The 23,016-nt window shown below is 46.5% G+C and carries 16 protein-coding genes; 15 read left to right on the forward strand and 1 reads right to left on the reverse strand.

The genetic code is table 11. The features are described from left to right. Window positions 1–78: 78 nt before the first annotated feature. On the forward strand, window positions 79–420 hold the full coding sequence (gene trxA / locus YC6258_RS04560) for a thioredoxin (protein ID WP_044615994.1): 342 nt from the start codon (window positions 79–81) through the stop codon (window positions 418–420). On the opposite strand, the gene YC6258_RS04565 is transcribed toward trxA, so the two are convergent. Then, window positions 417–2,948: a penicillin-binding protein 1A gene (locus YC6258_RS04565; RefSeq protein WP_052830055.1), complete on the reverse strand. Its 2,532-nt coding sequence runs from the start codon at window positions 2,946–2,948 to the stop codon at window positions 417–419. The two genes, trxA and YC6258_RS04565, sit on opposite strands and share 4 nt — an antisense overlap. A gap of 174 nt (window positions 2,949–3,122) precedes the next feature. Between YC6258_RS04565 and YC6258_RS04570 the strand changes: the two genes are divergently transcribed. The 14 genes from YC6258_RS04570 to hemE all read left to right on the forward strand — a co-directional run bounded on the left by YC6258_RS04570 (window position 3,123) and on the right by hemE (window position 22,755). Further along, on the forward strand, window positions 3,123–4,181 hold the full coding sequence (locus YC6258_RS04570; protein WP_211264624.1) for a pilus assembly protein PilM: 1,059 nt from the start codon (window positions 3,123–3,125) through the stop codon (window positions 4,179–4,181). A 2-nt stretch (window positions 4,182–4,183) separates the two neighbouring features. After that, complete coding sequence (locus tag YC6258_RS04575; protein ID WP_044615996.1) at window positions 4,184–4,759, forward strand: PilN domain-containing protein; 576 nt, start codon at window positions 4,184–4,186, stop codon at window positions 4,757–4,759. Then, window positions 4,759–5,403 (forward strand): type IV pilus inner membrane component PilO, encoded by a 645-nt coding sequence (locus YC6258_RS04580; RefSeq protein WP_044615997.1) that lies wholly within the window; start codon window positions 4,759–4,761, stop codon window positions 5,401–5,403. Before YC6258_RS04575 ends, YC6258_RS04580 begins: the two co-directional genes overlap by 1 nt. Further along, window positions 5,400–5,927 carry a pilus assembly protein PilP gene (locus YC6258_RS04585; RefSeq protein WP_044615998.1) on the forward strand — a complete coding sequence of 176 codons (528 nt, stop codon included), beginning with the start codon at window positions 5,400–5,402 and terminating at the stop codon, window positions 5,925–5,927. Before YC6258_RS04580 ends, YC6258_RS04585 begins: the two co-directional genes overlap by 4 nt. 37 nt (window positions 5,928–5,964) lie before the next feature. After that, a complete protein-coding gene (locus tag YC6258_RS04590) occupies window positions 5,965–7,485 on the forward strand; it encodes a type IV pilus secretin PilQ (RefSeq protein WP_052830056.1) in 1,521 nt (506 codons plus the stop codon). Beyond that, complete coding sequence (locus tag YC6258_RS30845) at window positions 7,486–8,199, forward strand: type IV pilus secretin PilQ (RefSeq protein ID WP_052830057.1); 714 nt, start codon at window positions 7,486–7,488, stop codon at window positions 8,197–8,199. After that, the gene (aroK, locus tag YC6258_RS04595) at window positions 8,199–8,732 is read left to right on the forward strand and encodes a shikimate kinase AroK (RefSeq protein ID WP_044615999.1); all 534 of its coding nucleotides are present in this window, start codon (window positions 8,199–8,201) and stop codon (window positions 8,730–8,732) included. Before YC6258_RS30845 ends, aroK begins: the two co-directional genes overlap by 1 nt. Next, window positions 8,717–9,829, forward strand: coding sequence for a 3-dehydroquinate synthase (gene aroB, locus YC6258_RS04600; protein WP_044616000.1), 1,113 nt, complete (start codon window positions 8,717–8,719; stop codon window positions 9,827–9,829). Before aroK ends, aroB begins: the two co-directional genes overlap by 16 nt. Window positions 9,830–9,886: 57 nt before the next feature. Further along, window positions 9,887–11,359, forward strand: a complete 1,473-nt coding sequence (locus YC6258_RS04605; protein ID WP_044616001.1) for an SPOR domain-containing protein — start codon at window positions 9,887–9,889, stop codon at window positions 11,357–11,359. Between the two features lie 382 nt (window positions 11,360–11,741). Continuing rightward, the gene (gene gltB / locus YC6258_RS04610; protein WP_044616002.1) at window positions 11,742–16,196 is read left to right on the forward strand and encodes a glutamate synthase large subunit; all 4,455 of its coding nucleotides are present in this window, start codon (window positions 11,742–11,744) and stop codon (window positions 16,194–16,196) included. A gap of 28 nt (window positions 16,197–16,224) precedes the next feature. After that, a complete protein-coding gene (locus YC6258_RS04615) occupies window positions 16,225–17,646 on the forward strand; it encodes an FAD-dependent oxidoreductase (protein ID WP_044616003.1) in 1,422 nt (473 codons plus the stop codon). A 204-nt stretch (window positions 17,647–17,850) separates the two neighbouring features. Beyond that, entirely contained in the window at window positions 17,851–19,485 is a 1,635-nt protein-coding gene (locus YC6258_RS27020) for an RICIN domain-containing protein (protein WP_052830058.1), read from the forward strand. A gap of 343 nt (window positions 19,486–19,828) precedes the next feature. Further along, window positions 19,829–21,475 (forward strand): hypothetical protein, encoded by a 1,647-nt coding sequence (locus YC6258_RS04625; RefSeq protein WP_044616004.1) that lies wholly within the window; start codon window positions 19,829–19,831, stop codon window positions 21,473–21,475. A 215-nt stretch (window positions 21,476–21,690) separates the two neighbouring features. After that, the gene (gene hemE / locus YC6258_RS04630; RefSeq protein ID WP_044616005.1) at window positions 21,691–22,755 is read left to right on the forward strand and encodes a uroporphyrinogen decarboxylase; all 1,065 of its coding nucleotides are present in this window, start codon (window positions 21,691–21,693) and stop codon (window positions 22,753–22,755) included. Window positions 22,756–23,016 lie beyond the last annotated feature (261 nt).

The raw sequence follows: 23,016 nt of genomic DNA on the forward strand, positions 1-23,016 counted from the left end.
GTGTTTAAGGTGACTGGTTGTTCAAAAGATAACATATAAAATAGCCCTCATTCATTCAAGACATGAGGAGAATAATCAATGGCTAAGGTCGAAATTTTGGAAACAGGTACATTCCCAAGCATTGTGGAGCAAAGCCAAGGGCTGACTCTGGTCGATTTTTATGCGGACTGGTGTGGGCCATGTAAAATGGTCGCACCAGTGCTTGATGCTCTGAAAGAAGACTACGAAGGTCAAATCAACATCGTTAAAGTCAATGCTGATAATGAGCCGGAAATATTGAACCGCTTTGGTGTGAGAGGTATTCCGACTCTGATGATGTTTCGGGATGGGCAGCCGGTTGATGTTACCGTCGGTGCCCAGCCGGCAAGTGCTCTGCGGTCAATGATTGATAAGCACATCGCCGCAGAGGTTAGTGTTTAAAACAGCAGCTCAGGCGCAGTAATTTGTGATTGATCCGATTGAGGGCTGCCTTGTCCCTCAATCGCCTGCTGCAGCTCTTCTTCGGTAGGCTCTCTTTCCACCGTTATATTTACTTTTTCAGATGCCTGCTCTGTGGGCACTCGATCTTTTGGAAAAATCTCAAAAATGGCGTCTTTTTGGCCGGGTCGGGCCAGTAATCCGGATTTCGGATCAATTCTGACGGTGACGATGCCAGATGGCTGTGGCAGGATTTTTTCCGGTTTCCCTTCCAGTGCTACCTGCATGAAATCCAGCCATATTGGCAGAGCTGTCAGACCACCCCATTCAATGCCACCCAAAGATTGAGGTTGGTCAAAGCCGACCCAGGCAGTAGCTACTATGTCCGGATTGAATCCGGAGAACCAAGCGTCGACACCGTCGTTGGTGGTACCCGTTTTCCCGGCTATATCAGATCTACCCAGCGACAATGCCCTTCTGCCAGTGCCCTTTTTGATCACATCACGAAGAATGGAGTTCATAATGTACATGGTGTTTTCATCAATGATTCGCGGTGCTACCGGGTTGTCCCTGGGTTGTGATACTGATTTGTTGACCAGAGTTCCATCAGGATTTAGAGGTTCCACGGATACTGGTGGCGGCTCAGCTGCAGCAGATTGGCTGCAGCTTCGGCAAACGGTCGCAGGGTGGTTCTCAAATAAAATATTACCAGAAACGTCTTCTATTCTCTGGATGACGTATGGTGTGACTTTATAGCCGCCGTTGGCTATGACGCTGTATCCCTCCATGATTTTCATCGGAGTGATCGATGCGCTCCCCAGTGCCAGGGTCAGGTTGTTTGGCAATTTACTTGGATCGAATCCAAATTTGCTAATGTAGTTAATGGCATAATTAATTCCGATATTTTGGAGTATCCGGATACTAACCACATTTTTTGATCGATACAGAGCTTCTCTGAGGCGAATTGGACCATCAAATACATAACCTGAGTTTTTGGGTCTCCAGGTGGTTTCCAATACCGGGTCTACAATGGTGATTGGAGAGTCATTCATAATGGTTGCGGGTGTGAAACCTTTTGCCAGAGCTGCCGAATATAGAAAAGGCTTTATGTTTGAACCAGGCTGCCGTTCAGCCTGTATGACCCGGTTGTACTTGTTTTGTCTGAAATCAAAACCACCGACCAGGGCTTGAATGGCACCATTGTTTGGGTTTGTGGCGACAAAAGCTCCCTGCACTGCCGGAATTTGTGCGAGTAGCCATTGATTGTCGCGTCTCTCAAGCCAGACCATGTCACCTATGTCCGCAACATCGGAAGCCTTGCTGACAGCGGCTCCTTTGAGGCTGTGGTTGAGATATCGTTGTGCCCATTTTAGCTTCGTTAGAGGGAGAGTGACGGTATTTTCGTCCGCCAGCAAGACAGTCAGCTGGCTATCTTCAACTTGGGTAACAATTGCCGGGCTAAGTCCGCCAAAATCGGGTTCATCAGAGAGAATACCTTCCCATTTTTCCCATTGTTCGGTCTGAGACAATGATGCGTCTACAGGAACCTTGCGATAGGCTCCACGGAAACCATGGCGGCGATCATAATCAAGCAGACCTCTTTGTACAGCCACGTTGGCAGCATTCTGCAGTTTTGAGTTTATGGTTGTATAGACTCGGAAGCCTGCACTATAACTGTCATCACCATAACGTTTAAGCATTTCCTCGCGAACCATTTCTGCAACCCATGGAGCAGTAAAATCACGTTTTTCTGTGTTCTGTTGGTTGCCGGCAGTTAATGGTGCCTTGATAGCGCGCTGATAAGATGGCTCCGTGATATAGCCGAGTTCCAGCATGTCAGAAAGTACTTTATTGCGCCGTTTAAGTGCTGCATCTGGGTAGCTAAGAGGATTTGCTCGTGAAGGTCGCTGAGGTAAACCTGCAATCATGGCAATTTCTGCTAAGGTTAAATCATTGATGTCCTTGTCGTAATAAACCTGGGCTGCGGCTTGTATACCGTAAGCCCGGTGACCAAAGAACATCTTGTTGGCATAGAGTTCAAAGATTTCACGTTTGGTCAGTATGCGCTCCATTTGCAGCGCTAACAGGATCTCCCGGAACTTGCGTGTGAATTGTTTTTTGTTACTGAAGAAAAAGTTTTTGGCAACCTGCTGGGTCAGGGTACTGCCGCCGCCACCTTTTTCGCCAGAAGAAACAAATTCCAGCACCGCCCGGATGAAACCTTTGGCATCTACGCCGACATGAGTTTCGAAGGATCGATCTTCGACGGATATAAGAGCCTGAACAAATCTCGGAGGTATTTCCTCATACGTGAGAGGTGTTCGCCGCAGCTCGCCAAACTCTTCGATGAGTTTGTTATCTGCCGAATAAATACGCAGAGGAGTCTGTAGTTGAACGGTCTTGAGTGATTCAACTGAAGGTAGGCTAGGACCCAGGTAAAGGTAGATAGCAGAGCAAATGAGAACGATTGCACAAATTAAGGCAATAAAGCCCCAAATAATAATACGAAACGAGCCGGCCAGAAATTTCATATTTTTCCTAATAAATGAATGGGTTAGCGGTTTTTCGGTCGGAAAAGCGGCATATTATAGATAGATTTGTGTATGAGAACACATTGCGGATTTGACAGCTCTGGTATCTAATACCTAAAGTAATTACCAATGAATCGTTCGTAAGTATCGGTTTCAGATAGGAAAATAAGTGTCGTGAGTCTCTTCAAGAAAAAGGACAACATCGTTTTGGGTCTGGACATCAGTTCCACTTCTGTGAAGTTGTTGGAGTTGAGTCGTAATAACGATGGTTATCGGGTAGAAAACTATTCTGTCGAGCCATTACCTGAAAACGCTGTTGTTGAGAAGAACATTAATGATGTTGAAGGTGTCGGCCAGGCGATCGCCAAACTTGTGGCTAAAACGAAAACCCGTCGCAAGAAGGCTGCCGTTGCAGTAGCTGGTTCCGCTGTCATCACTAAAACCATCGAAATGAATGCTGGTCTTACGGATGATGAGATGGAAACACAGATTAATGTTGAGGCAGATCAATATATTCCATACCCACTTGACGAAGTTGCCATAGACTTTGAAGTAATCGGATCATCACCGAATACAGATAGCATGGTAGAGGTATTGTTGGCAGCCTGCCGACGGGAAAATGTCGAGTTTCGGGAAGATTCTCTGGAAATCGGTGGACTGGAAAGCGCTATTGTAGATGTTGAGGCATTTGCTTTGGAGCGCTCATTTCAGCTGCTGGTGCCGCAGTTTGAATCCGTCGATGAGGACATGACGGTCGCCGTTGTAGATGTTGGTCACTCAATGACCACGCTAAGCGTATTGAATAATGGCAAGACGATATATACCCGCGAGCAACTCTTCGGTGGTAAACAATTGACTGAGGAAATCATGCGCCGCTATGGACTGACTGTTCAGGAAGCTGGACTGGCCAAAAAACAGGGTGGTTTATCTGATGACTATGCAACTGAGGTTCTTGAGCCTTTTAAAGAGGCAGTGGTTCAACAGGTGACCCGGTCTCTGCAGTTTTTCTTTGCTGCCAGTCAATACAATGACGTGGACTATATCGTATTGGCCGGAGGTACCGCCTCTATTCCCGGATTGGCTCAGTTAATTCAGGACAAAATCGGTACTGCAACGATTGTTGCCAATCCATTTGCTAACATGACGCTGGCGAACAGAGTAAATGCCGCTAATCTGACCAATGATGCTCCAGCATTAATGATTTGCTGTGGTTTAGCGATGAGGAGCTTCTGATCATGGCCAATATTAACCTAAGACCTTGGCGCGCCGAGTTACGCAAAGAGCGGCAGCAGCAGTTTGTCCTGGTATTGTTATTTGTTTGTGTTGCTGCTGTCGCGGCAGTGTACAGTTGGAACAAGTATGTTGATGAGCTGATCTCAGTACAAAAAAACCGTAATAACTTTTTAACTGAGCAGATTAATATTCAGAAGAAAAAGATCGACGAGATCAAAACTCTGCAGGAAGAAAGAACCAAACTTGTTGAGAGGATGAATGTGATTCAGGCCTTGCAGGGTGATCGTCCGGTTATTGTCAGAGTGTTTGATGAACTTGTTCGGACGCTACCTGATGGTGTGTATTACGAGGAAGTCAGTAAAAAAGGTGCCATCATTTCTTTGAATGGAGTTGCTGACAAGCCCAGTAGTATATCGGATCTGCTCAGGAATCTGGATGCTTCGCAATGGTTTGATAATGCATTCCTGAAAGACATAAAAGCTGTCAAAGATGCGTCCGGCGAGCAGACCGGCAACAGTTTCAATATTGTTGTGCAGCAATCCTCCCCCCGCAAAGCGACTGAAACGGAGGGTCAGTGATGGCCAAGCAAGGATTCTTTGAAGGTTTCAAGAGTTTCGATTATAACAATCCTGATTTTGAGAATATGGGCTCATGGCCTGCCGGTATCAAACTGGTGGCTTGTATATTACTCGTGGCCATCATTGGTTTTGCCGGCTATTGGTTCATCGTAAAAGAGCAGTATCAAAGTCTTGCCAGAGAAGAAGGGCAAGAAGTATCCCTTAAAGATCAGTTTTCCAAAAACGCATTTAAGGTCTCCAATCTGGAGGCGTTCAAAACTCAGTTGGCTGAAATGCGGGAAACATTTGGCGCGCTATTAGAGCAGTTGCCGAACGAGACTGAAATATCCGGCCTGTTGGATGATATTACTTTTACTGGCGTCCAGAGTGGTCTGGAGTTCGACTCCCTCGAATTGAGTGGTGATGTACCAAAAGAGTTTTATATTGAAACCCCGATTGCAATTGCGGTGCGCGGCGAATATCACGAGATGGGTACATTCATCAGTGGTATATCAGCGCTGCCGCGTATCGTGACCCTTCATGATTTTACGATTACCAGCAGTAAAGACAGGAAGACGAAGGAGAATGATGGCTCCCGCACATCACCTTTGATTATGAAAATTGAGGCAAAGACTTATCGATATAATCCAGGAGAAGACAAATGAGAATACTTCTACTGGTTTTGGTATGTGTGGGGCTATTGGGTTGTAGCGCCAATGATAACTATGCTGATCTGCGTCAGTTTGTTCAGGAAGTGGAACGTAATGCCAAAGGCAGAATACCTCCTCCGCCTGAATTTCAGCCCTACGAGTTTTTCACCTATAGTGCAGCCGGCTTGCGAGCTCCTTTTGAGATTCCGATTGAAATAGAGGCACAGGTTCAGGAGCGTCCACGCAGTGATGTGAAACCAGATCTCGATCGGCCGCGTGAAATCCTGGAGGATTTCCGTATCGAGTCATTGGTTATGGTGGGTACTATTGCCATGAGTGATGGTGATCTCTGGGCGTTAATAAGAGATCCGGAAAACGATATTCATAGAGTGCATGTTGGCAATTACATGGGCAAAAACAACGGTAAAGTGCTGAATATTGCCGCGACACAGATAGATATGATGGAGATTGTGCCAGATGGTCAGGGTGGCTGGCTGGAGCGCCCCAGAACAATCATGTTGAATGGTTTTGAGCCTTAATAGAATTGGCAGCAATTAAGCGATTTGGGATAAAAAAATGCGAGTTTTAAACAGATTAATCAAAGTGTTATTACTGTTGGTGCCAGCAACTGGTGCATTGGCTGTCAATGTAACGAATATTGAATTCTCATCATTGGCTGGTGATAGGACGGAAGTTAGGTTGACCTTTGATGGAAGCTTTCAAAGCCCGAAGTCATACTCGGTAGAACAGCCGGCGAGAATATCCATTGACTTGCCGGATGTGGCTTCTTCTCTGCAAAAGTATTATCAGGTCAGTTCTGGTAATACTCGTAGTGCCACGGTTCTTAACGCTGGCGATAGAACTCGCGTAGTGCTGAATTTGACCAAGCTTGTTCCTTATACGTTGGCGAAAACCGGTAATCAGCTGGTTATTTTAATTGGCGAACAAAGTGGCAGTGCAGCTGAAGTTGCACAGCTTGTTTCAGATTCCCCGATAGAGATGTTGGGTGATAATCAGGAAATTTCATTGCTTGGTGATGAAGAGAATGAAGTCATTGATATTGCTGGTGCCAATACTCAGGGAACTGCTTCTCAGGCCAGCAAGCCAGCGGCTTCTGCTTCCAAAAGTGTTCAGCAAGTTGATTTCAGACGCGGAGAAGAAGCGGATGGTCAAGTGATCATTGCTTTCTCTGACTCTACAGCCAATGCGGATATTCACGAAGAAAGTGGCAACATTGTTGTGCGTGTGCCTGGCTTTACGTTACCGGAGACTCTACAGCGTCGCCTGGATGTTGTCGATTTTGCAACAGCGGTTCGCTATATCAATGCTTATAACGAAGGAAAAGATGCTGTTTTCGTAATTGAACCCGGTAGCAATTATGAATACCTGGCTTATCAAACCAATAAGGTGTTGACGATTGATGTCAAAGAGGTGACTCAAGAAGAGCAGGAGAAGCGTTTAAAAGAAAAATTCCCATACAACGGGGAGCGCCTGTCTCTTAATTTCCAAGATATTGCAGTCCGTTCAGTTCTACAGTTGATTGCAGATTTTACGGAGTTGAATCTTGTAGCCAGCGATACAATTCAGGGAAATATCACCTTGCGGCTTAAGAATGTTCCTTGGGATCAAGCGCTTGATTTAGTGCTGAAAACCAAAGGACTTGATAAACGTGAGATCGGTAATGTTTTGTTGGTCGCACCTGCTGAAGAAATTGCAGCGAGAGAAAAACTGGAGCTTGAAGCTCAGGCTCAAATTGAGAAGCTGGCACCTCTGTCAACAGAGTTTATCCAGATCAACTATGCCAAAGCCACAGATATTGTCGATATTATCCAGAAACAGTCTAAGGCCGAAGTAGCCGCTGATGCAGCTGTTGGTCAGGCTACGGGAGCGGATACTGGCGCCTCTGTGGCCAGTTCTACCTTATTATCCGCTCGGGGCACGATAGCTGTTGATGAGCGTACCAACAAGATCATGGTGCGTGACACTGCAAGTAATCTGGAAAAAATCCGTCAGGCAATTGCTGTGTTTGACGTCCCTGTTCGGCAGGTGTTGATTGAGGCCCGTATAGTAGTAGCCAACTCAACCGTTGGTAAATAGTTGGGTGTTCGTTGGGGCGGTGGCGGAGATACTATCAATTCCGGTGATAGCAGTGGTTTTATTGGTTCTGGTTCAATCGAGTCAAATACTGAGATCAACAATTATCTGGCAGGAACAGAGGATGATTATTTAACCTATCCTAATGCGCTGGCGGTCAATCTACCGGCACAGGATTCAGAAGCCTCTTCGTTTACTATTGGATTTAGAACTGCGGACTTGTTACTGGATCTTGAGCTATCTGCTCTTGAATCCAACGGTAAAGCGGAAATTATCTCTCAACCGAAGATTATGACGGCAGATGGCAGGGAGGCGAAGATTCTGTCAGGCACTGAAATTCCGTATGTTACTGGTGATACTCTGTCCGTTCGTAATGCTGAGTTGTCTTTGTCTGTGTTGCCACACATCACGCCGGATGATCGGTTTGTTATTGATCTGACAGTGACTCAGGATCAGGTTGGCGATATTGTCAGTGGGTTGGTAACCATAGATCGTAACCAGTTGGACACGCAAGTGTTGGTGGATAATGGTCAGACAGTTGTTTTGGGTGGTATATTCCAAAGTTCAGACGTACAGAGCATATATAAGACTCCATTGTTGGGTGATTTACCATTCATTGGGGTGCTGTTCCGTCGTACGACGAATTCCCAGGAGAAAAGCGAGCTTTTGATATTTATTACACCTAAGCTTGTTGAGGATCAGCTTACGAGCCATTAATGTCCAAAATTCCAAATATCTATTTAATTGGCCCGATGGGAGCTGGTAAGAGCACCATCGGGCGTTTGCTTTCTGAAGAGTTTAATCTTCCCTTCATTGATTCCGATAAAATTATCGCAGAGCGCGCTGGTGCTGATATTCCCTGGATTTTTGATCTTGAGGGAGAAGAGGGGTTTCGTCGGCGTGAGCTATCGGTCATTGAGGATCTCACCCAATTGGACTCTGTTATTCTCGCAACGGGTGGTGGAGCTATCCTGAAAGAGGAAAACCGCAGAAATTTACGCAGCCGTGGTGTGGTGATCTATCTGAAGGCATCGGTCAGACAGCAAATAGAAAGAACTGAAAAAGACAGAAACCGTCCGTTATTGCAAACCGATAATCGTGAAGAAGTATTGAGAAAATTGTTGACTGCCCGGTCTCCACTATATGATGAGACTGCGGATATCGTGGTAGACACCGACCACAAATTGCCTAAGAATGTGATTAAAGAGATCATTGAACAGTTGTCGAGTCGGGAATGGGTAAAGTCTTAGCATGTGTTGAAGTGGAACTGGGTGATCGAGGTTATCCTATTGTCATTGGGTCGGGTCTGCTGGATGATGCAGATACGATCAAAACATTCGTTCGTAATAAACTTGCTTATCAGCAGGTTTGTGTTGTCACCAACGAAACCATTGCTCCTATCTACATGGAGCAGTTGCGCTCTTCTCTAACCGGTTTACAGGTGGAAACCTGTATTCTTCCTGACGGTGAAAAATACAAAAATCTGGATACTCTAAATCAGATTTTTACCTGTTTACTGCAGACTAAATTTAATCGAAAAGCCTGCTTGGTTGCTCTTGGTGGCGGTGTGGTAGGTGATATGACCGGATTTGCTGCGGCCTGTTATCAGCGTGGCATTGACTTCATTCAGATTCCAACCACATTGTTGTCTCAGGTGGATTCTTCGGTTGGTGGTAAAACCGGTGTTAATCACGTGCTTGGTAAAAATATGATTGGTGCTTTCAAGCAGCCTAAGTCAGTGGTGATTGATATTGATGTCTTATCAACATTGCCTGCTGCTGAATTTGCAGCAGGGATGGCAGAGGTTATCAAATATGGTTTGATATGGGATCAGGATTTTTTCACTTGGCTCGAGCAAAATGCAGGAGCCTTGAAAGCACTTGAACCAAGGGCTCTGACCTTTGCCATTCAAAAATCATGTGAGATTAAAGCAGGTATCGTTGCCGAAGATGAAACTGAACAAGGATTGAGGGCGATTCTCAATCTTGGGCATACATTTGGGCATGCAATAGAAACACATGCTGGTTATGGCGTATGGCTGCATGGGCAAGCCGTTGCGGTAGGTATGAGAATGGCGATCAGAATGAGCAATTGGTTGAATGAGAGTTTAGGAGAGGAACTGGAGGCTCGTTTGGTTCGATTGTTGGAGGTGTTTGAATTGCCTGTTTATCCACCTGATGGGATGAATAGGGATGACTTTTTGACCCATATGGCCGTTGATAAAAAGAACCTGAATGCCGATATTCGTTTAGTGTTGTTGGATAAGCTTGGTCAGGCCAGGGTTACTTCGGAGTATCCCATGTCTACTTTGAACCGTTTGATTGACAGCTTTATTGGACAAAGTTAATGCAGCTTAGTTAATCTTTCCTATTAACAAGGGGAGGATTCTAAGGAGCCGGTTATCATGAACCCCGCTTATGAGCCTGATTACCTCGAATTCTATGGGTTGAGCAAAGATCCGTTTGCTGCTGACACTGATGTATTTTGTGCAGTGGGTAAACGTCATGATGTACTCGAACAGCTCATTCACCTCAATCAGTTTTCTCACCTCGCTTTAATCGTTTTGGCTCCAGACGGTTATGGGAAAACAACTCTTTTTAATGTTCTGAAAAAACAGCTCCTTCAGTTGGGAGTTGTGAGAATAGTATCCTTCACAGCAGGTCCTGATTGGACAACCGAAACCATACTTCAGCAGATTGCTGGAAGTTGGGATATTGAAATTGAAACTGGTGATATTGATCAGGCTCTGAGGGCTATTCGCAGTCACCATCTCTCCCAGTCGATTATGGGGATTCGCCACTGTATCTTGATCGATGACGCTGATCAGTTGGATGAGGAGTCGCTCGAAAGCTTATATCAATTGGTTGCGGGGTTACCGGAAGACCAGTCAATTGGGTTGACGCTGTTTGCAACAGAGGGGGTAGTGGATTTTCGGGCCTATTTCAAACCCACAAATATGATTCATAGTATCCATCTAACAGCTTTATCCAATAAGGAAGTGTTTGCATTTTTACAAGATCATTTTGAGTTTGTCGGGCATAAGCGTGGCGTTCCTTTTTCACCAGATGTAGTTGAGAAAATATACCTCTCCACAGAAGGCATTCCTCTTCATATCAAACGTGTGGCTGCAGAATATATGAGTCAGCAAGCACGCTCTCATGTCACCGAAAAGAGTTCCATTCCAGTCGCCCATTTTATTGCAATCGGTGCTTTGGTGGTGTTGGTTGGTGTGGCGTTTCTTTATCAACGCTGGCAATCCGAACCTAAAACGGTTGTGCCTCAAGGTATTGTCCATGATGAGGGGCTAAGTGAGCGCTTACAGCAGGCGGTTGCCAAAGTGGAGGCTCGACAGCAGTCCAAAACGCCAGAGCCTGTTGTTGAAGCACCAAAGTCAGAAATTCATACTCCGGCTGTTGAACCTGAACCTGAACCTGAACCTGAACCTGAACCTGAACCTGGACCTGAAGCCGAAGCCGAAGTAAACGCAGCGGCAGTTGTTCCACCTGAGCCTCAGCCGGTAACACCAAAGAACGCGGTGCCGGTCAAAACCGAACCGAAGGTGCCAGAAGTTAAAAAGGCAGTGGCTTCAGCAGGCAAGTGGTTTGCATTGGCTAAAGATGAAGCTTTTACCATACAGTTGCTTGGTGTTCGTACAGAAGCTGCGATCCAAGAGTTTATTGCAGGGCAAAACCATCCTGAACGTTTTGCCTACTACAAGACCACTTTTCAGGAAAAAGACTGGTACGTTGCTGTCACCGGTGAATACGGTAGCCGGAAAGATGCCCTGTCAGCTGTGGAAAAACTACCCGAGTCTCTAAAAAAACTGAAACCATGGGTGCGCCCCATTGCGGATATCCGACTGCTGATGGAGCCTTAGAATTTTTTATTCTTCCCAAATGCATCTGTTCCTATAACTAAGTAGTTTGAGTCGTCATTGTCTTTTTTGAAGCCTATAACTGTTTATTCTTCAATGTATTCCTATTTGGAATCAAGTTTTTATTATTTCAAAAATTGTGTTATAAGTTTGAGTGTCCCTGGCCAGATGTGTATGATTGTCGGCCCTTTGTCTGATGGGCGTCCTCGGTCGAAAGCTCTTTCGATGTCGATATAAAAGTATTAATCAGGTAGTTACCGGGTAACATTTTACCGTCGGAACGCTTGGAGCTGCTGAAGGCAAAAAGGGCATAAATACCTGAATATAGCGGGTCTCTATCCGCCTCTTCTGGTCTGTTTCAATTCAGCGCATGAGAGTCAAGTTTATGCATGCAGGTCTATTTAATCCTCAGGAATTTCGAGATAACTGTGGTTTTGGTTTACTAGCCCATATGCAAGGGCAGGCCAGCCACGAGTTATTACAAACAGCTATCGAATCATTAACATGTATGACCCATCGCGGTGGCATTGCGGCAGATGGTAAGACAGGTGACGGTTGCGGCCTTTTGATTCAGCGGCCTGATGCCTTTCTGCGTTCGGAAGCCAAAGCTCTGTTTAATGTTGAATTAGGGGAACGCTATGCTGTAGGCATGGTGTTCATGCATCCGGATACTGCCATCTACAGTAAGGGTAAAGCTGCCTTGGCTCAGACCCTTACTGATCAGGGGCTTGAAGTCGTGGGCTGGCGGGAAGTACCCGTAAATCCAGATTGCCTTGGACCAATGGCTTTGGCCTGTATGCCAAGAATTGAGCAGATATTTGTGGTTGGTAGTGGTCTGTCGGAGCAACAGTTTGCGGTTAAGTTATTCACGGCACGCCGAAAAGCAGAAATTGCTGTCGAAGAAAATTCAGATCATTTTTATATTTGCTCTCTGGCTGAACAGGTACTGTCCTATAAAGGGCTGATGATGCCTGTGGACTTGCCTAGTTTCTATCCTGATCTGGGTAATCCCTTGGTTGAAACCGCTATTGTCGTATTCCATCAGCGTTTTTCGACCAATACCATGCCTCGCTGGCCCTTGGCCCAGCCGTTCCGGTTCCTCGCTCATAACGGTGAAATCAACACGATTCAGGGAAACCGTAATTGGGCCAGAGCCCGTGCGCCGAAATTCCAGACCGATCTGTTGCCAAATCTCGAAGAATTGCAGCCAGTCGTCAATATTACCGGCTCTGACTCGTCATCAATGGATAACATGCTGGATCTGCTACTGACTGGTGGAATGGATGTATTCCGTGCAGTAAGGACCATGATTCCGCCTGCCTGGCAGAACGTGGAGCATATCGATTCGGATCTAAAAGCGTTTTATGAACTTAACTCCATGCATATGGAACCATGGGATGGGCCGGCGGGTGTGGTATTGACGGATGGTCGTTATGCCATTTGTTTATTGGATCGTAATGGGCTGCGTCCAGCTCGCTGGATGATACATAAAAACGGATACATTACGCTGGCCTCAGAAATCGGTGTCTGGAATTACAAACCAGAAGACGTGATCTCCAAAGGTCGTGTTGGTCCCGGTCGGATTATGGCAGTGGATACTCACACTGGTGAGTTTCTCGAAACCGAAGAAATCGATAACCGTTTGAAGTCACGCTATCCATACAAGCAGTGGCTAAAAAAACATGCGGTACGGTTGCGTTCAAACCTGCAGCACTCAGAAGAAGCAGAAGGCGCATCTTTGTCTGCAGAGCAATTAAGTATTCACCAGAAAATGTTCCAGGTGACTCGCGAAGAGCGGGAGCAGGTATTGCGTTCATTGGCAGAAACCGGACAGGAAGCAGTGGGGTCTATGGGTGATGACGCACCTATGGCCGTATTGTCGACCCGGGTTCGTCCTATGACAGACTATTTTCGTCAACAGTTTGCCCAGGTTACTAATCCGCCGATTGACCCGATTCGGGAATCTATTGTTATGTCTCTGGAGACCTGTCTTGGTCCTGAGCGTAATCTGTTTAATGTCACTGAGGATTGTGCCCGGCGGTTTATTCTGAGTTCGCCGGTGCTGTCGCCAATGAAGTATCAGGCGCTGTTGCATATTGATCGGGAAGAATTCAGCCACCGCGTCATTGATATTACTTATGATGCCAGTCAGGAAGTTCTGAAGGATGCTGTGATTCGAATTGCCGATCTGGCTGAACAAGCATCCAGAGAAGGCGTGGCCATTGTCATCCTGTCTGATCGCAATATCGAAGCTGGTCGTTTGCCGGTTCCCGCGGCAATGGCGACTGGCGCAGCTCACCATCGTCTGGTGGACAAGGGCTTGCGTTGCAATACCAATGTGGTGCTTGATACCGGCGCCATAAGAGATCCGCACCAGTTTGCGGTGGTGATCGGTTTTGGTGCCACGGCCGTATATCCGTATCTGGCCTATGAAGTGCTGGATAATATGATCAAAGCCGGGGACCTGATTGGTAATCCAACGGCCTTATATAAGAACTATCGTAAAGGCATCGATAAAGGGCTGTTCAAAATCATGTCGAAGATGGGAATTTCGACAGTGGCCTCTTATCGTGGAGCTCAATTGTTCGAGGCCGTGGGATTAAGCTCAGAGGTTGTGGGTATTTGTTTTAAAGGGGTTACCAGTCGTATCGAAGGTGCCCGGTTTGAACATTTTGAACAGGATCTCAAGTTACTGGCCAAAGATGCTTTTAAAGCACGCAAGCCTATCCGCACCGGTGGTCTTCTGAAGTATGTTCACGATGGTGAATATCATGCTTTCAATCCGGATGTGGTCATGGCGATCCAGGATGCTGTACAGAACAACGATGCTGGGCGATATCGGGATTTTGCGGCGTTGGTCAATGAACGTCACCCCGCAACTCTCCGGGATTTATTCGCCTTAAATCCTCAAAAACGTATTCCGGTTTCAGAGGTAGAATCCGCTGAAAGTCTGTTGAAGCGTTTCGACACGGCAGCCATGTCCTTGGGAGCATTGTCTCCCGAAGCTCATGAGGCATTGGCTGTTGCCATGAATGAAATGGGTGGTCGCTCAAACTCAGGAGAAGGTGGTGAGGACCCGGCCCGTCATGGCACTATTAAACGCTCCAAGATCAAACAGGTGGCTTCAGGGCGTTTTGGTGTGACTGCTGAGTATTTGGTTAATGCCGAAGTTATTCAGATCAAAGTTGCTCAGGGAGCCAAGCCAGGAGAAGGCGGTCAGTTACCGGGTGGTAAAGTTAATAAGCTAATTGCAACGCTACGCTTTGCTGTACCGGGTGTCACACTGATTTCTCCACCACCGCATCATGACATCTATTCTATCGAGGATCTGGCGCAGTTGATCTTCGATTTAAAACAAGTCAATCCTGAGGCGTTGATTTCAGTAAAACTGGTCTCAGAGCCAGGTGTTGGAACCGTGGCCGCCGGTGTTGCCAAAGCGTACGCAGATTTGATTACCATCTCAGGCTACGACGGTGGTACCGCTGCCAGTCCGCTGACTTCCATCAAGCATGCCGGGTCGCCCTGGGAGCTTGGGCTGAGTGAAGCTCATCAGACTCTTCGTGGCAATGACCTTCGCGATAAGGTGCGGCTGCAGACAGATGGGGGGCTGAAAACCGGAATGGATGTCATAAAGGCTGCTATTCTCGGTGCCGAAAGTTTTGGTTTTGGCACTATTCCCATGGTTGCCCTTGGTTGTAAGTATCTGCGGATCTGTCACTTGAATAACTGTGCCACAGGGGTGGCGACTCAAGATGATGCGCTGCGGGCCAACCACTTCCGTGGGACTGTTGAAATGGTTAAAAACTATTTCCATTTTGTTGCAGAAGAAGTCAGAGAGCTGCTGGCAGAGTTAGGGTTCAGAACGCTTGAGGAAATCATTGGCCATACTGAATTACTGACGGCTAAAAAAGGCGTGACGGATCGTCAGGCTTGTCTGGACCTGAGTCCGATCCTGTTCAGTGATCCGGTCATGAAAGATAAACCGCACACTGTGCAAGTTCATCGAAATCAGCCATTTGATCAGGGTGAAAAAGCCGAACAAATGGTTGCTGAAGTCCTGCCTGCGATAGCTGAAAAAAGCGGCGGCACATTCAGTTTTGATGTTTGCAACTGTGATCGATCAATCGGAGCCAGAGTCTCCGGTGAAATTGCCCGGCGTTATGGCAATCAGGGGATGGTGGGGCAGCCGATCACGCTGAATCTGTCGGGGGTTGCCGGACAGAGTTTTGGTGTCTGGAATGCCGGTGGCTTACACATGATTCTGGATGGGGATGCCAATGACTATGTTGGCAAAGGGATGACCGGCGGAAAATTGGTTATCCGGCCACCAAAAGGCAGTTCATTCAGTACACAAGAGACCTCCATTATCGGTAATACCTGCTTGTACGGTGCGACAGGTGGACACCTTTATGCTGCAGGTACCGCGGGAGAACGTTTTGCTGTCCGAAACTCAGGAGCGCATGCGGTTGTAGAAGGTGCTGGAGATCACTGCTGCGAATATATGACTGGTGGAATGGTGGCTGTACTGGGTAAAACCGGCGGCAACTTTGGTGCAGGTATGACCGGTGGTTTCGCTTTTGTACTGGATCTCGATAATCGTTTTCCTGACCGTTACAACAGGGAGCTGGTGGATATTCACAGGGTCAGCTCTGAGGCCATGGAAGATTATCGCAAATACCTGTATGAAGTGGTGGCTCAGCATACTGAAGAAACACGCAGTGCCTGGGGAGCAGAGCTGCTGGATAACTTCGATGACTATGTGTATCGCTTCTGGCTGGTAAAACCCAAAGCTGCCAGCTTGGAGCAGTTGTTAAGCAGTACCCGGGCTCGTCCGGAATAACTGATATCTGACTTAGAGGAACAGAATTATGTCTCAACAAAGACTCAATAATGTCTTTCAGTTTATCGATGTCGGTCGTCAGGATCCCACGAAAAAGGCGCTGAGAGTCCGTAAAAATGAATTCGTTGAAATCTATCAGCCATTTCAACCAAAGCAGGTCTCAGCTCAGGCTCATCGTTGTCTGGATTGCGGTAATCCTTATTGTGAATGGAAATGTCCGGTTCATAATTATATTCCCAACTGGCTGGCGCTGGCTTCAGAAGGCAACATCCTGGAAGCGGTGGAATTGAGCCATCAAACCAATTCCTTGCCTGAAGTGTGTGGGCGGGTGTGTCCACAGGACCGTTTGTGTGAAGGTGCTTGTACGCTGAATGATGGATTTGGTGCAGTTACCATCGGTTCAACGGAAAAATATATTACTGATACCGCTCTGGCGATGGGATGGAAGCCGGATATGTCCAAAGTGGTCTGGACTGATAAAAAAGTAGCTGTAATTGGTGCCGGCCCCGCTGGAATAGGCTGTGCGGATGTGCTGGTGCGAAATGGTGTCAAACCAGTAGTATTTGATCGCTATCCGGAGATCGGTGGTCTGCTGACTTTTGGTATTCCAGAATTCAAACTCGAAAAGACAGTGATGTCGCGGCGTCGCGAAATATTCTCTGAGATGGGTATAGAGTTCCGTCTAAATACTGAAATCGGCAAGGATGTCAGTTTTGAATCCCTGTTAGCGGAATACGATGCTGTGTTTCTTGGGATGGGCACTTATAAGTATATGAAAGGAGGTTTTCCGGGTGAAGATCTTCCAGGTGTTCATGAGGCACTGCCTTACCTTATTTCCAATGTCAATCATTGTCGTGGCTGGGAACAAAGCCTGGACGATTTTGTTGATATGAAAGGTAAGCGAGTGGTGGTATTGGGCGGTGGTGATACTGCGATGGACTGTAACCGCACAGCTGTTCGTCAGGGTGCCAAAACCGTTACCTGTGCTTATCGTCGCGACCAGGAAAATATGCCGGGTTCCAGACGTGAAGTTACGAATGCCAAAGAAGAGGGTGTGAAATTTCTGTTTAACCGGCAGCCAGTGGAAATTGTGGGTGACGGTAAGGTTGAAGGCATTAAGGTCATTACGACCGAGTTGGGCGAACCGGATGAAAAAGGACGTCGCAGGCCTCAAGCTGTTCCCGGCAGTGAGGAAATTCTGCCAGCAGATGCTGTTATTATCGCTTTCGGTTTTCAACCTAATCCTCCTGAATGGCTGGTCGGTAATGATGTTCACCTGGATGACTGGCAGCGTGTACAGGCTGCAGAAGAATCTGAGTTTTCGTTCCAGACAAGTAATCCAAAAGTTTTTGCTGGAGGAGATATGGTAAGAGGATCTGACCTGGTAGTGACGGCAATCTATGAAGGACGCAAAGCTGCCGAAGGCATTCTGGATTATTTAGATATTTAGTTATCAAAAATTGTTATTCATTCTGAAAAAAACGCGACTATGTCGCGTTTTTTTATTTGTGCTCTGCTTGTTTTGTTAGCTGGTTTATATACTCGATGCAGGTAAAAAGATGTGCACTTAAAAATGTTAGACAGTTAACAAAAAAAAGGCAGAGACATGCGAGTGATATATAGATTTTCTTCAATTCTGTTTTTGGTAGTTACTATGCTATTTTCCGGTTGTAATGTTGATATAACATCCGGAGATCAGAGTGATTCTGGGAATGATCAGAATCACTCTGATCAAAGTAATGATAACGGCAATAATGATGCTTCCAATGATACAGGAGGCTCCAGTGGCAGTGGATCTGCAGGCAGTGGTGGCGAGGGCGGTCAGGGTGGATCCGATACCGGAAATGATAATGGTGACAATGGAAATGATACCGGTACTGGCGACAATAATAACACTGGTGGTGATACTGGCAGTGGTGGCGAGGGCGATCAGGGGGGATCTGATACCGGAAATGACAATGGTGACAATGGAGATGATACCGGTACTGGCGACAACAATAACACTGGAGGTGATACTGGTAACGGTGGCTCGACAGGAAATGATGGTAACGGTGGATCAGGTGATAACACTGAAACGCCTGATATAACAGGTCGATATAACATCGTTTCATCTCTAAGTGGTCTATACATGGATGTTGCTGAAAAAAGTACCGACAATGGTGCCAACATTCTTCAATTCAGTTATACCGGCGCTAATAATCAGAAATTTGATATCAAGCTAATGGATGATGGCAGTTACTCTATAAGAGCCGTTCATAGTGGTAAATCACTGGATGTATATAATTACTCCACCGAAGATGGGGCAGAGTTGCTGCAATGGACCTTTAACGCAACAGATAATCAGCGCTGGCATATTGATAATGTTGGTAATGATTTGTATTCAATTACTTCTGTTCTGAGTAATAAAGTGGTTTCTGTCTGGCAGAACAATACCGAGGCCGGTGGTGATATTAGAATGAATACATGGAAGGGTGAGAGTGGGCAGAAATGGTCGCTGGTTCCCGTATCAGTGGACGATGGATCGTATGAACCACCGGTTGGGACGGACAGCTCGGCAGGTTGTGGTGTTACTACTTCATTGTCATCCGGCCGTCATTCCATGGATGTTAATGGTCAAAAGCGGGAATATATTCTCGATATCCCAGGTAATTATGATAGCAACAAACCCTATCGGCTTATCTTCGGCTGGCATTGGTTGGGTGGTTCTGCTGATAATGTTGCAAATGGTGCCTATTACGGTTTGAAAGACCTTTCGAATGGTTCAGCGATCTTTGTAGCAGCAGATCGATATGTATCGCCTAATGGTGAAGATGATAACGGATGGCCGAATACCAATGGCCGTGATATGAACTTTCTGCGAGCCATGCTTGAGCAGTTCGAAAACGAACTCTGTGTTGATAAGAACCGGATTTTTTCCGTTGGCTGGAGTTACGGTGGCATGATGTCTTTTGCGGTCGGTCATGAAATGGCCGGAGTGTTTCGCGCCATTGCACCAATGTCCGGAGCACTTTGGACACCCTATAGCGACAGTGGAAAACCGATGGCAGCATGGATCGCGCATGGCATCTATGACGATTTCGTCGGATACGACAATGGTGTGGCCGCCAAAGATAGTTATGTTGCTGCCAATCATTGCTCGAATACAACCTTACCGGTCGAACCATCACCTTGTGTGGAATATCAGGGGTGTGACGCTGGGTATCCAGTTGTGTGGTGTCCATGGTCTGGCGGACATTCGACGCCACCTTTCCAATCCTCAGCAATTTGGACGTTTTTTAGTCAGTTTTAATTTTCAAAGAAGTCGGCAGGAGACAAGGAGGTCTCTGCCAGTATTTCTGCTATCCGTCAAAGCCAAATTACGGCGTTCTTTTTAAACTCATTGAACATATTCTGAGTTTTTCCGCTCTCACAATCCTTACTGTGACGTAAGTGACATTTAAGGTCGAAGTCTGTCGTATTGCATAACGATTAACACTCTAACGTCGGTCATTTGATAACCCCAAAAAGAAAAAATACGATTTGATCTCGTTTTTGATGGAACTGAGTATGCTTTTTTTGGCGGGTTTATATTTTTTATAGTATGTTGACGCCTTCAGTCTTCATGGACGTATAACTTGATGAAGGGCAGGCTTATGCAACTCTTGTTTAGATTTTCCTCAATCTTTTTCCTGGTAGCGACGCTGTTTGTCTCTGGCTGTGGTGGTGACTCTGTTTATGGCGATGACGGTACAACATCATCTGGTGGTGGTGATGGCGGCAGCGGTGACGGTGGTGGTACTGATGGCGGCGGAACTGGTTCTGGAGCTGAAGGTATCAGCTACTTGCCCTTGATGGTATTGGAGCGGCATAAAGAGTTTTCAGGGTCAGATCAAGATGATTTTTTTCAGGGAGAAGGCACGGATCCTTATATATGGCATTACATGGTTAACCCGGTAGATGCGGCCACATTGGCACCTGTTTCTACGGCAACAGAGTCGGACTTTCTGACCACGGTATCTGCTGATGGTGATGATCCGGAGTCTATTTCGTCTGAAAGTTTTCCCATGCTGCAGAAAGTTGTAGGTAACCCTATCACCCTGAATACCGCGCTGGTCTTTGATTTATCAGGTAGTACAGATGATTTAACAGATAATGAGATTGATAAATTAATTGCTGAACTCAAAGATTACCTATCCAAAGCCAGGGCCAGCAGTAATTCCACCATTAAGAATCAAATTTTTACGGTTTGGACTTTTTCAGATGAAGGTACTGAACTCACCAGTGGCTTCACACCCAATAACGGTACCAATATCGAAGCAGTGTTGGATTCTGTGGCAACCTCCCTAAAAACAGAATTTTCGCTAACCACTAATTTATACCGTGGTGTGATAGAAGCGATGGGACGATATCGTGACAATGAAGACGATCCAATTTATAACTTCCGGGATGATGGTGACAATGACTTGGTTGACCGTATAACCGCCAATGGCATTAATCTGAGTCAGCTGATTTTGTTTTCCACCGGCAAACACACGGCATATCAGTCCACATTTAATAAGGAGTTGATTGAGGATGCGATTGAGTCACAGTCACTGCTGAGGTACCCAGGAACAACGGCTACCAACTTGAGCATTGATGAAATGGATCTGCTAAAAAAACCGGTGTTTTACTATGTACCTAAAGGACAGTTCGCAGTCGCAGAGCAGGATGCGACTCTGGCAGAAAACTCCGAAGTGGTCAGAACAATCGATCTGGCGCAAAGCACTGTGGATTTTGCAGATACCCTGATACAGGATCAGATTCGGGCTATCACAGATCGCGTAACAGCGGATAACCAGTACGTATATCGGTTTGCTTTCACCGGTCGGGAAGGAGATTTTACGGTTGTCTTTTCATCCAATAGTGCGGGTAATAGTTTCTCATTGACCTCTAAAGTTTCAACAATAAAGGACCCAACAGATGAAAAGTACGTCCCTCCGTTGGGAACGCCTTATGAAGAACTGGCTACTGTTTTGGAAGTTACCGGAGCAAATGATGCCTATATCGCTAACGCCGATCCGGTTGCGGGGACAAATAGGGTCTCGATTTCGGATGTAAATCGGTTTTATCCGAAATTAAGATGGGTAGACGGTATACAGAGTCCATCGTTTACCTGGGTTTCTAGACCGGCCAGCTCTGAGGTGAATCCCGATGGATCTGTGACGGTTAATGCTATCAGTGGATCCTCGGAAACATTGACCTTGAGATACACTGGTGGGGGTATTTCAACCGGGGATCTGAGTATTACTTTGGTGCCTTAAGGTATCATCGATTGCTTGCCTCCCAACCAAATACGAAATAAAAGTTGGTTGGGGGGTGAATTTTCAGCTGGCTGTGAGCTTTTCGATCTCATTCTGATCATCCTTTTGGCCACCGTCTAAGAATGTTTGCTTCATCTCAAAATGGCTTTTCGCTTTAGCTCTCAAGAGAATTTTCGTTACAATGCAGCGCGAAAATTCTACAAGAGCCTATTCTGATGTCAGAACTCAAAAATGACCGTTTCCTGAAAGCCCTTCTTCGTCAACCGGTGGATCGAACGCCTGTCTGGATGATGCGTCAGGCCGGGCGCTATTTGCCAGAATACCGCGCTACACGGGAACGGGCCGGGGATTTCCTGAGTCTATGTAAAAATGCAGATCTGGCATGTGAAGTCACTTTGCAGCCCTTGGAGCGTTATGCTCTGGATGCTGCTATTTTGTTTTCGGATATTCTGACGATTCCTGATGCTATGGGGTTGGGTCTTTATTTTGAAGCGGGAGAGGGGCCCAGGTTCAAAAAGGTTATTCGAACGGCTGCCGATGTACAGTCGTTGACAGTGCTCAACACTGCTGCAGATCTGGATTATGTTTTGAATGCGGTCAAAACGATTCGCCGGGAATTGAATGGCCGGGTGCCATTGATCGGATTCAGTGGCAGTCCCTGGACTCTGGCAACCTACATGATCGAAGGAGGCAGCTCGAAGGAATTCCGTTACAGCAAAGGGATGCTCTACAGTGATCCGCAAACCCTGCACGCACTGCTCGACATACTGGCTGATTCCGTCATTGATTACCTGAATGCTCAGATCCAGGCTGGGGCGCAGGCGGTACAGATATTTGATACCTGGGGTGGGGCGTTAGCTCACGATGCCTATCTGGAATTCTCTCTGCAATATATGCAGAAAATTGTCGCAGGCCTGATACGCAGTCATGAAGGGCGTGAGGTTCCTGTTATTTTATTTACCAAGGGTGCAGGCCAATGGCTATCGGCCATGGCTGATACCGGCGCTGATGCTCTAGGGCTCGACTGGACTACAGACCTGAGTCAGGCCAGGCAGCAGGTAGGCCATAAGGTGGCGTTACAAGGGAATATGGATCCAGCTGTTCTATATGGTTCCAAAGAAAAAATTCACCACGAAGTCAGCAGAATTCTGGCGGCATATGGAAGTGGCAGTGGACACGTTTTCAACCTTGGTCATGGTATTCAACAGTTTGTGGATCCTGATCATGCGAAGGCGTTTATCGATGCTGTTGTTGAATTGAGTCCGCAATATCATGTTTAAATAGGCATATAAATATAACAAAAAGCTTGATCCGTTTTTTCACCTGAATTATTCTGCGACCACGATTCGCATTATTCGCCGATGGAGGCATTTCATGATCAATTTCCAGCTTAAAACAAGCGCAGCTGCAAACGCTGGCTCTGTTGCTGGCATGGTGATGACATGCCGACAAAGCCCAGCATTGCATTGCAATAGCAATTCAGCTTTTCACATCCGCGAGTCGTTAATCTGAAATTAACTTGAACCGCGGAAATGACCGCG

The sequence above is a fragment of the Gynuella sunshinyii YC6258 genome (assembly GCF_000940805.1).
In the GTDB taxonomy this organism is placed as follows: domain Bacteria; phylum Pseudomonadota; class Gammaproteobacteria; order Pseudomonadales; family Natronospirillaceae; genus Gynuella; species Gynuella sunshinyii.

Bases quoted from the DNA above. Each gene is read 5' to 3' on its own strand.
- trxA (WP_044615994.1), top strand. From the start codon at position 79: ATGGCTAAGGTCGAAATTTTGGAAACAGGTACATTCCCAAGCATTGTG.
- YC6258_RS04565 (WP_052830055.1), bottom strand. From the start codon at position 2,948: ATGAAATTTCTGGCCGGCTCGTTTCGTATTATTATTTGGGGCTTTATT.
- YC6258_RS04575 (WP_044615996.1), top strand. From the start codon at position 4,184: ATGGCCAATATTAACCTAAGACCTTGGCGCGCCGAGTTACGCAAAGAG.
- YC6258_RS04580 (WP_044615997.1), top strand. From the start codon at position 4,759: ATGGCCAAGCAAGGATTCTTTGAAGGTTTCAAGAGTTTCGATTATAAC.
- YC6258_RS04585 (WP_044615998.1), top strand. From the start codon at position 5,400: ATGAGAATACTTCTACTGGTTTTGGTATGTGTGGGGCTATTGGGTTGT.
- YC6258_RS04590 (WP_052830056.1), top strand. From the start codon at position 5,965: ATGCGAGTTTTAAACAGATTAATCAAAGTGTTATTACTGTTGGTGCCA.
- aroK (WP_044615999.1), top strand. From the start codon at position 8,199: ATGTCCAAAATTCCAAATATCTATTTAATTGGCCCGATGGGAGCTGGT.
- aroB (WP_044616000.1), top strand. From the start codon at position 8,717: ATGGGTAAAGTCTTAGCATGTGTTGAAGTGGAACTGGGTGATCGAGGT.
- YC6258_RS04605 (WP_044616001.1), top strand. From the start codon at position 9,887: ATGAACCCCGCTTATGAGCCTGATTACCTCGAATTCTATGGGTTGAGC.
- gltB (WP_044616002.1), top strand. From the start codon at position 11,742: ATGCATGCAGGTCTATTTAATCCTCAGGAATTTCGAGATAACTGTGGT.
- YC6258_RS04615 (WP_044616003.1), top strand. From the start codon at position 16,225: ATGTCTCAACAAAGACTCAATAATGTCTTTCAGTTTATCGATGTCGGT.
- YC6258_RS27020 (WP_052830058.1), top strand. From the start codon at position 17,851: ATGCTATTTTCCGGTTGTAATGTTGATATAACATCCGGAGATCAGAGT.
- YC6258_RS04625 (WP_044616004.1), top strand. From the start codon at position 19,829: ATGCAACTCTTGTTTAGATTTTCCTCAATCTTTTTCCTGGTAGCGACG.
- hemE (WP_044616005.1), top strand. From the start codon at position 21,691: ATGTCAGAACTCAAAAATGACCGTTTCCTGAAAGCCCTTCTTCGTCAA.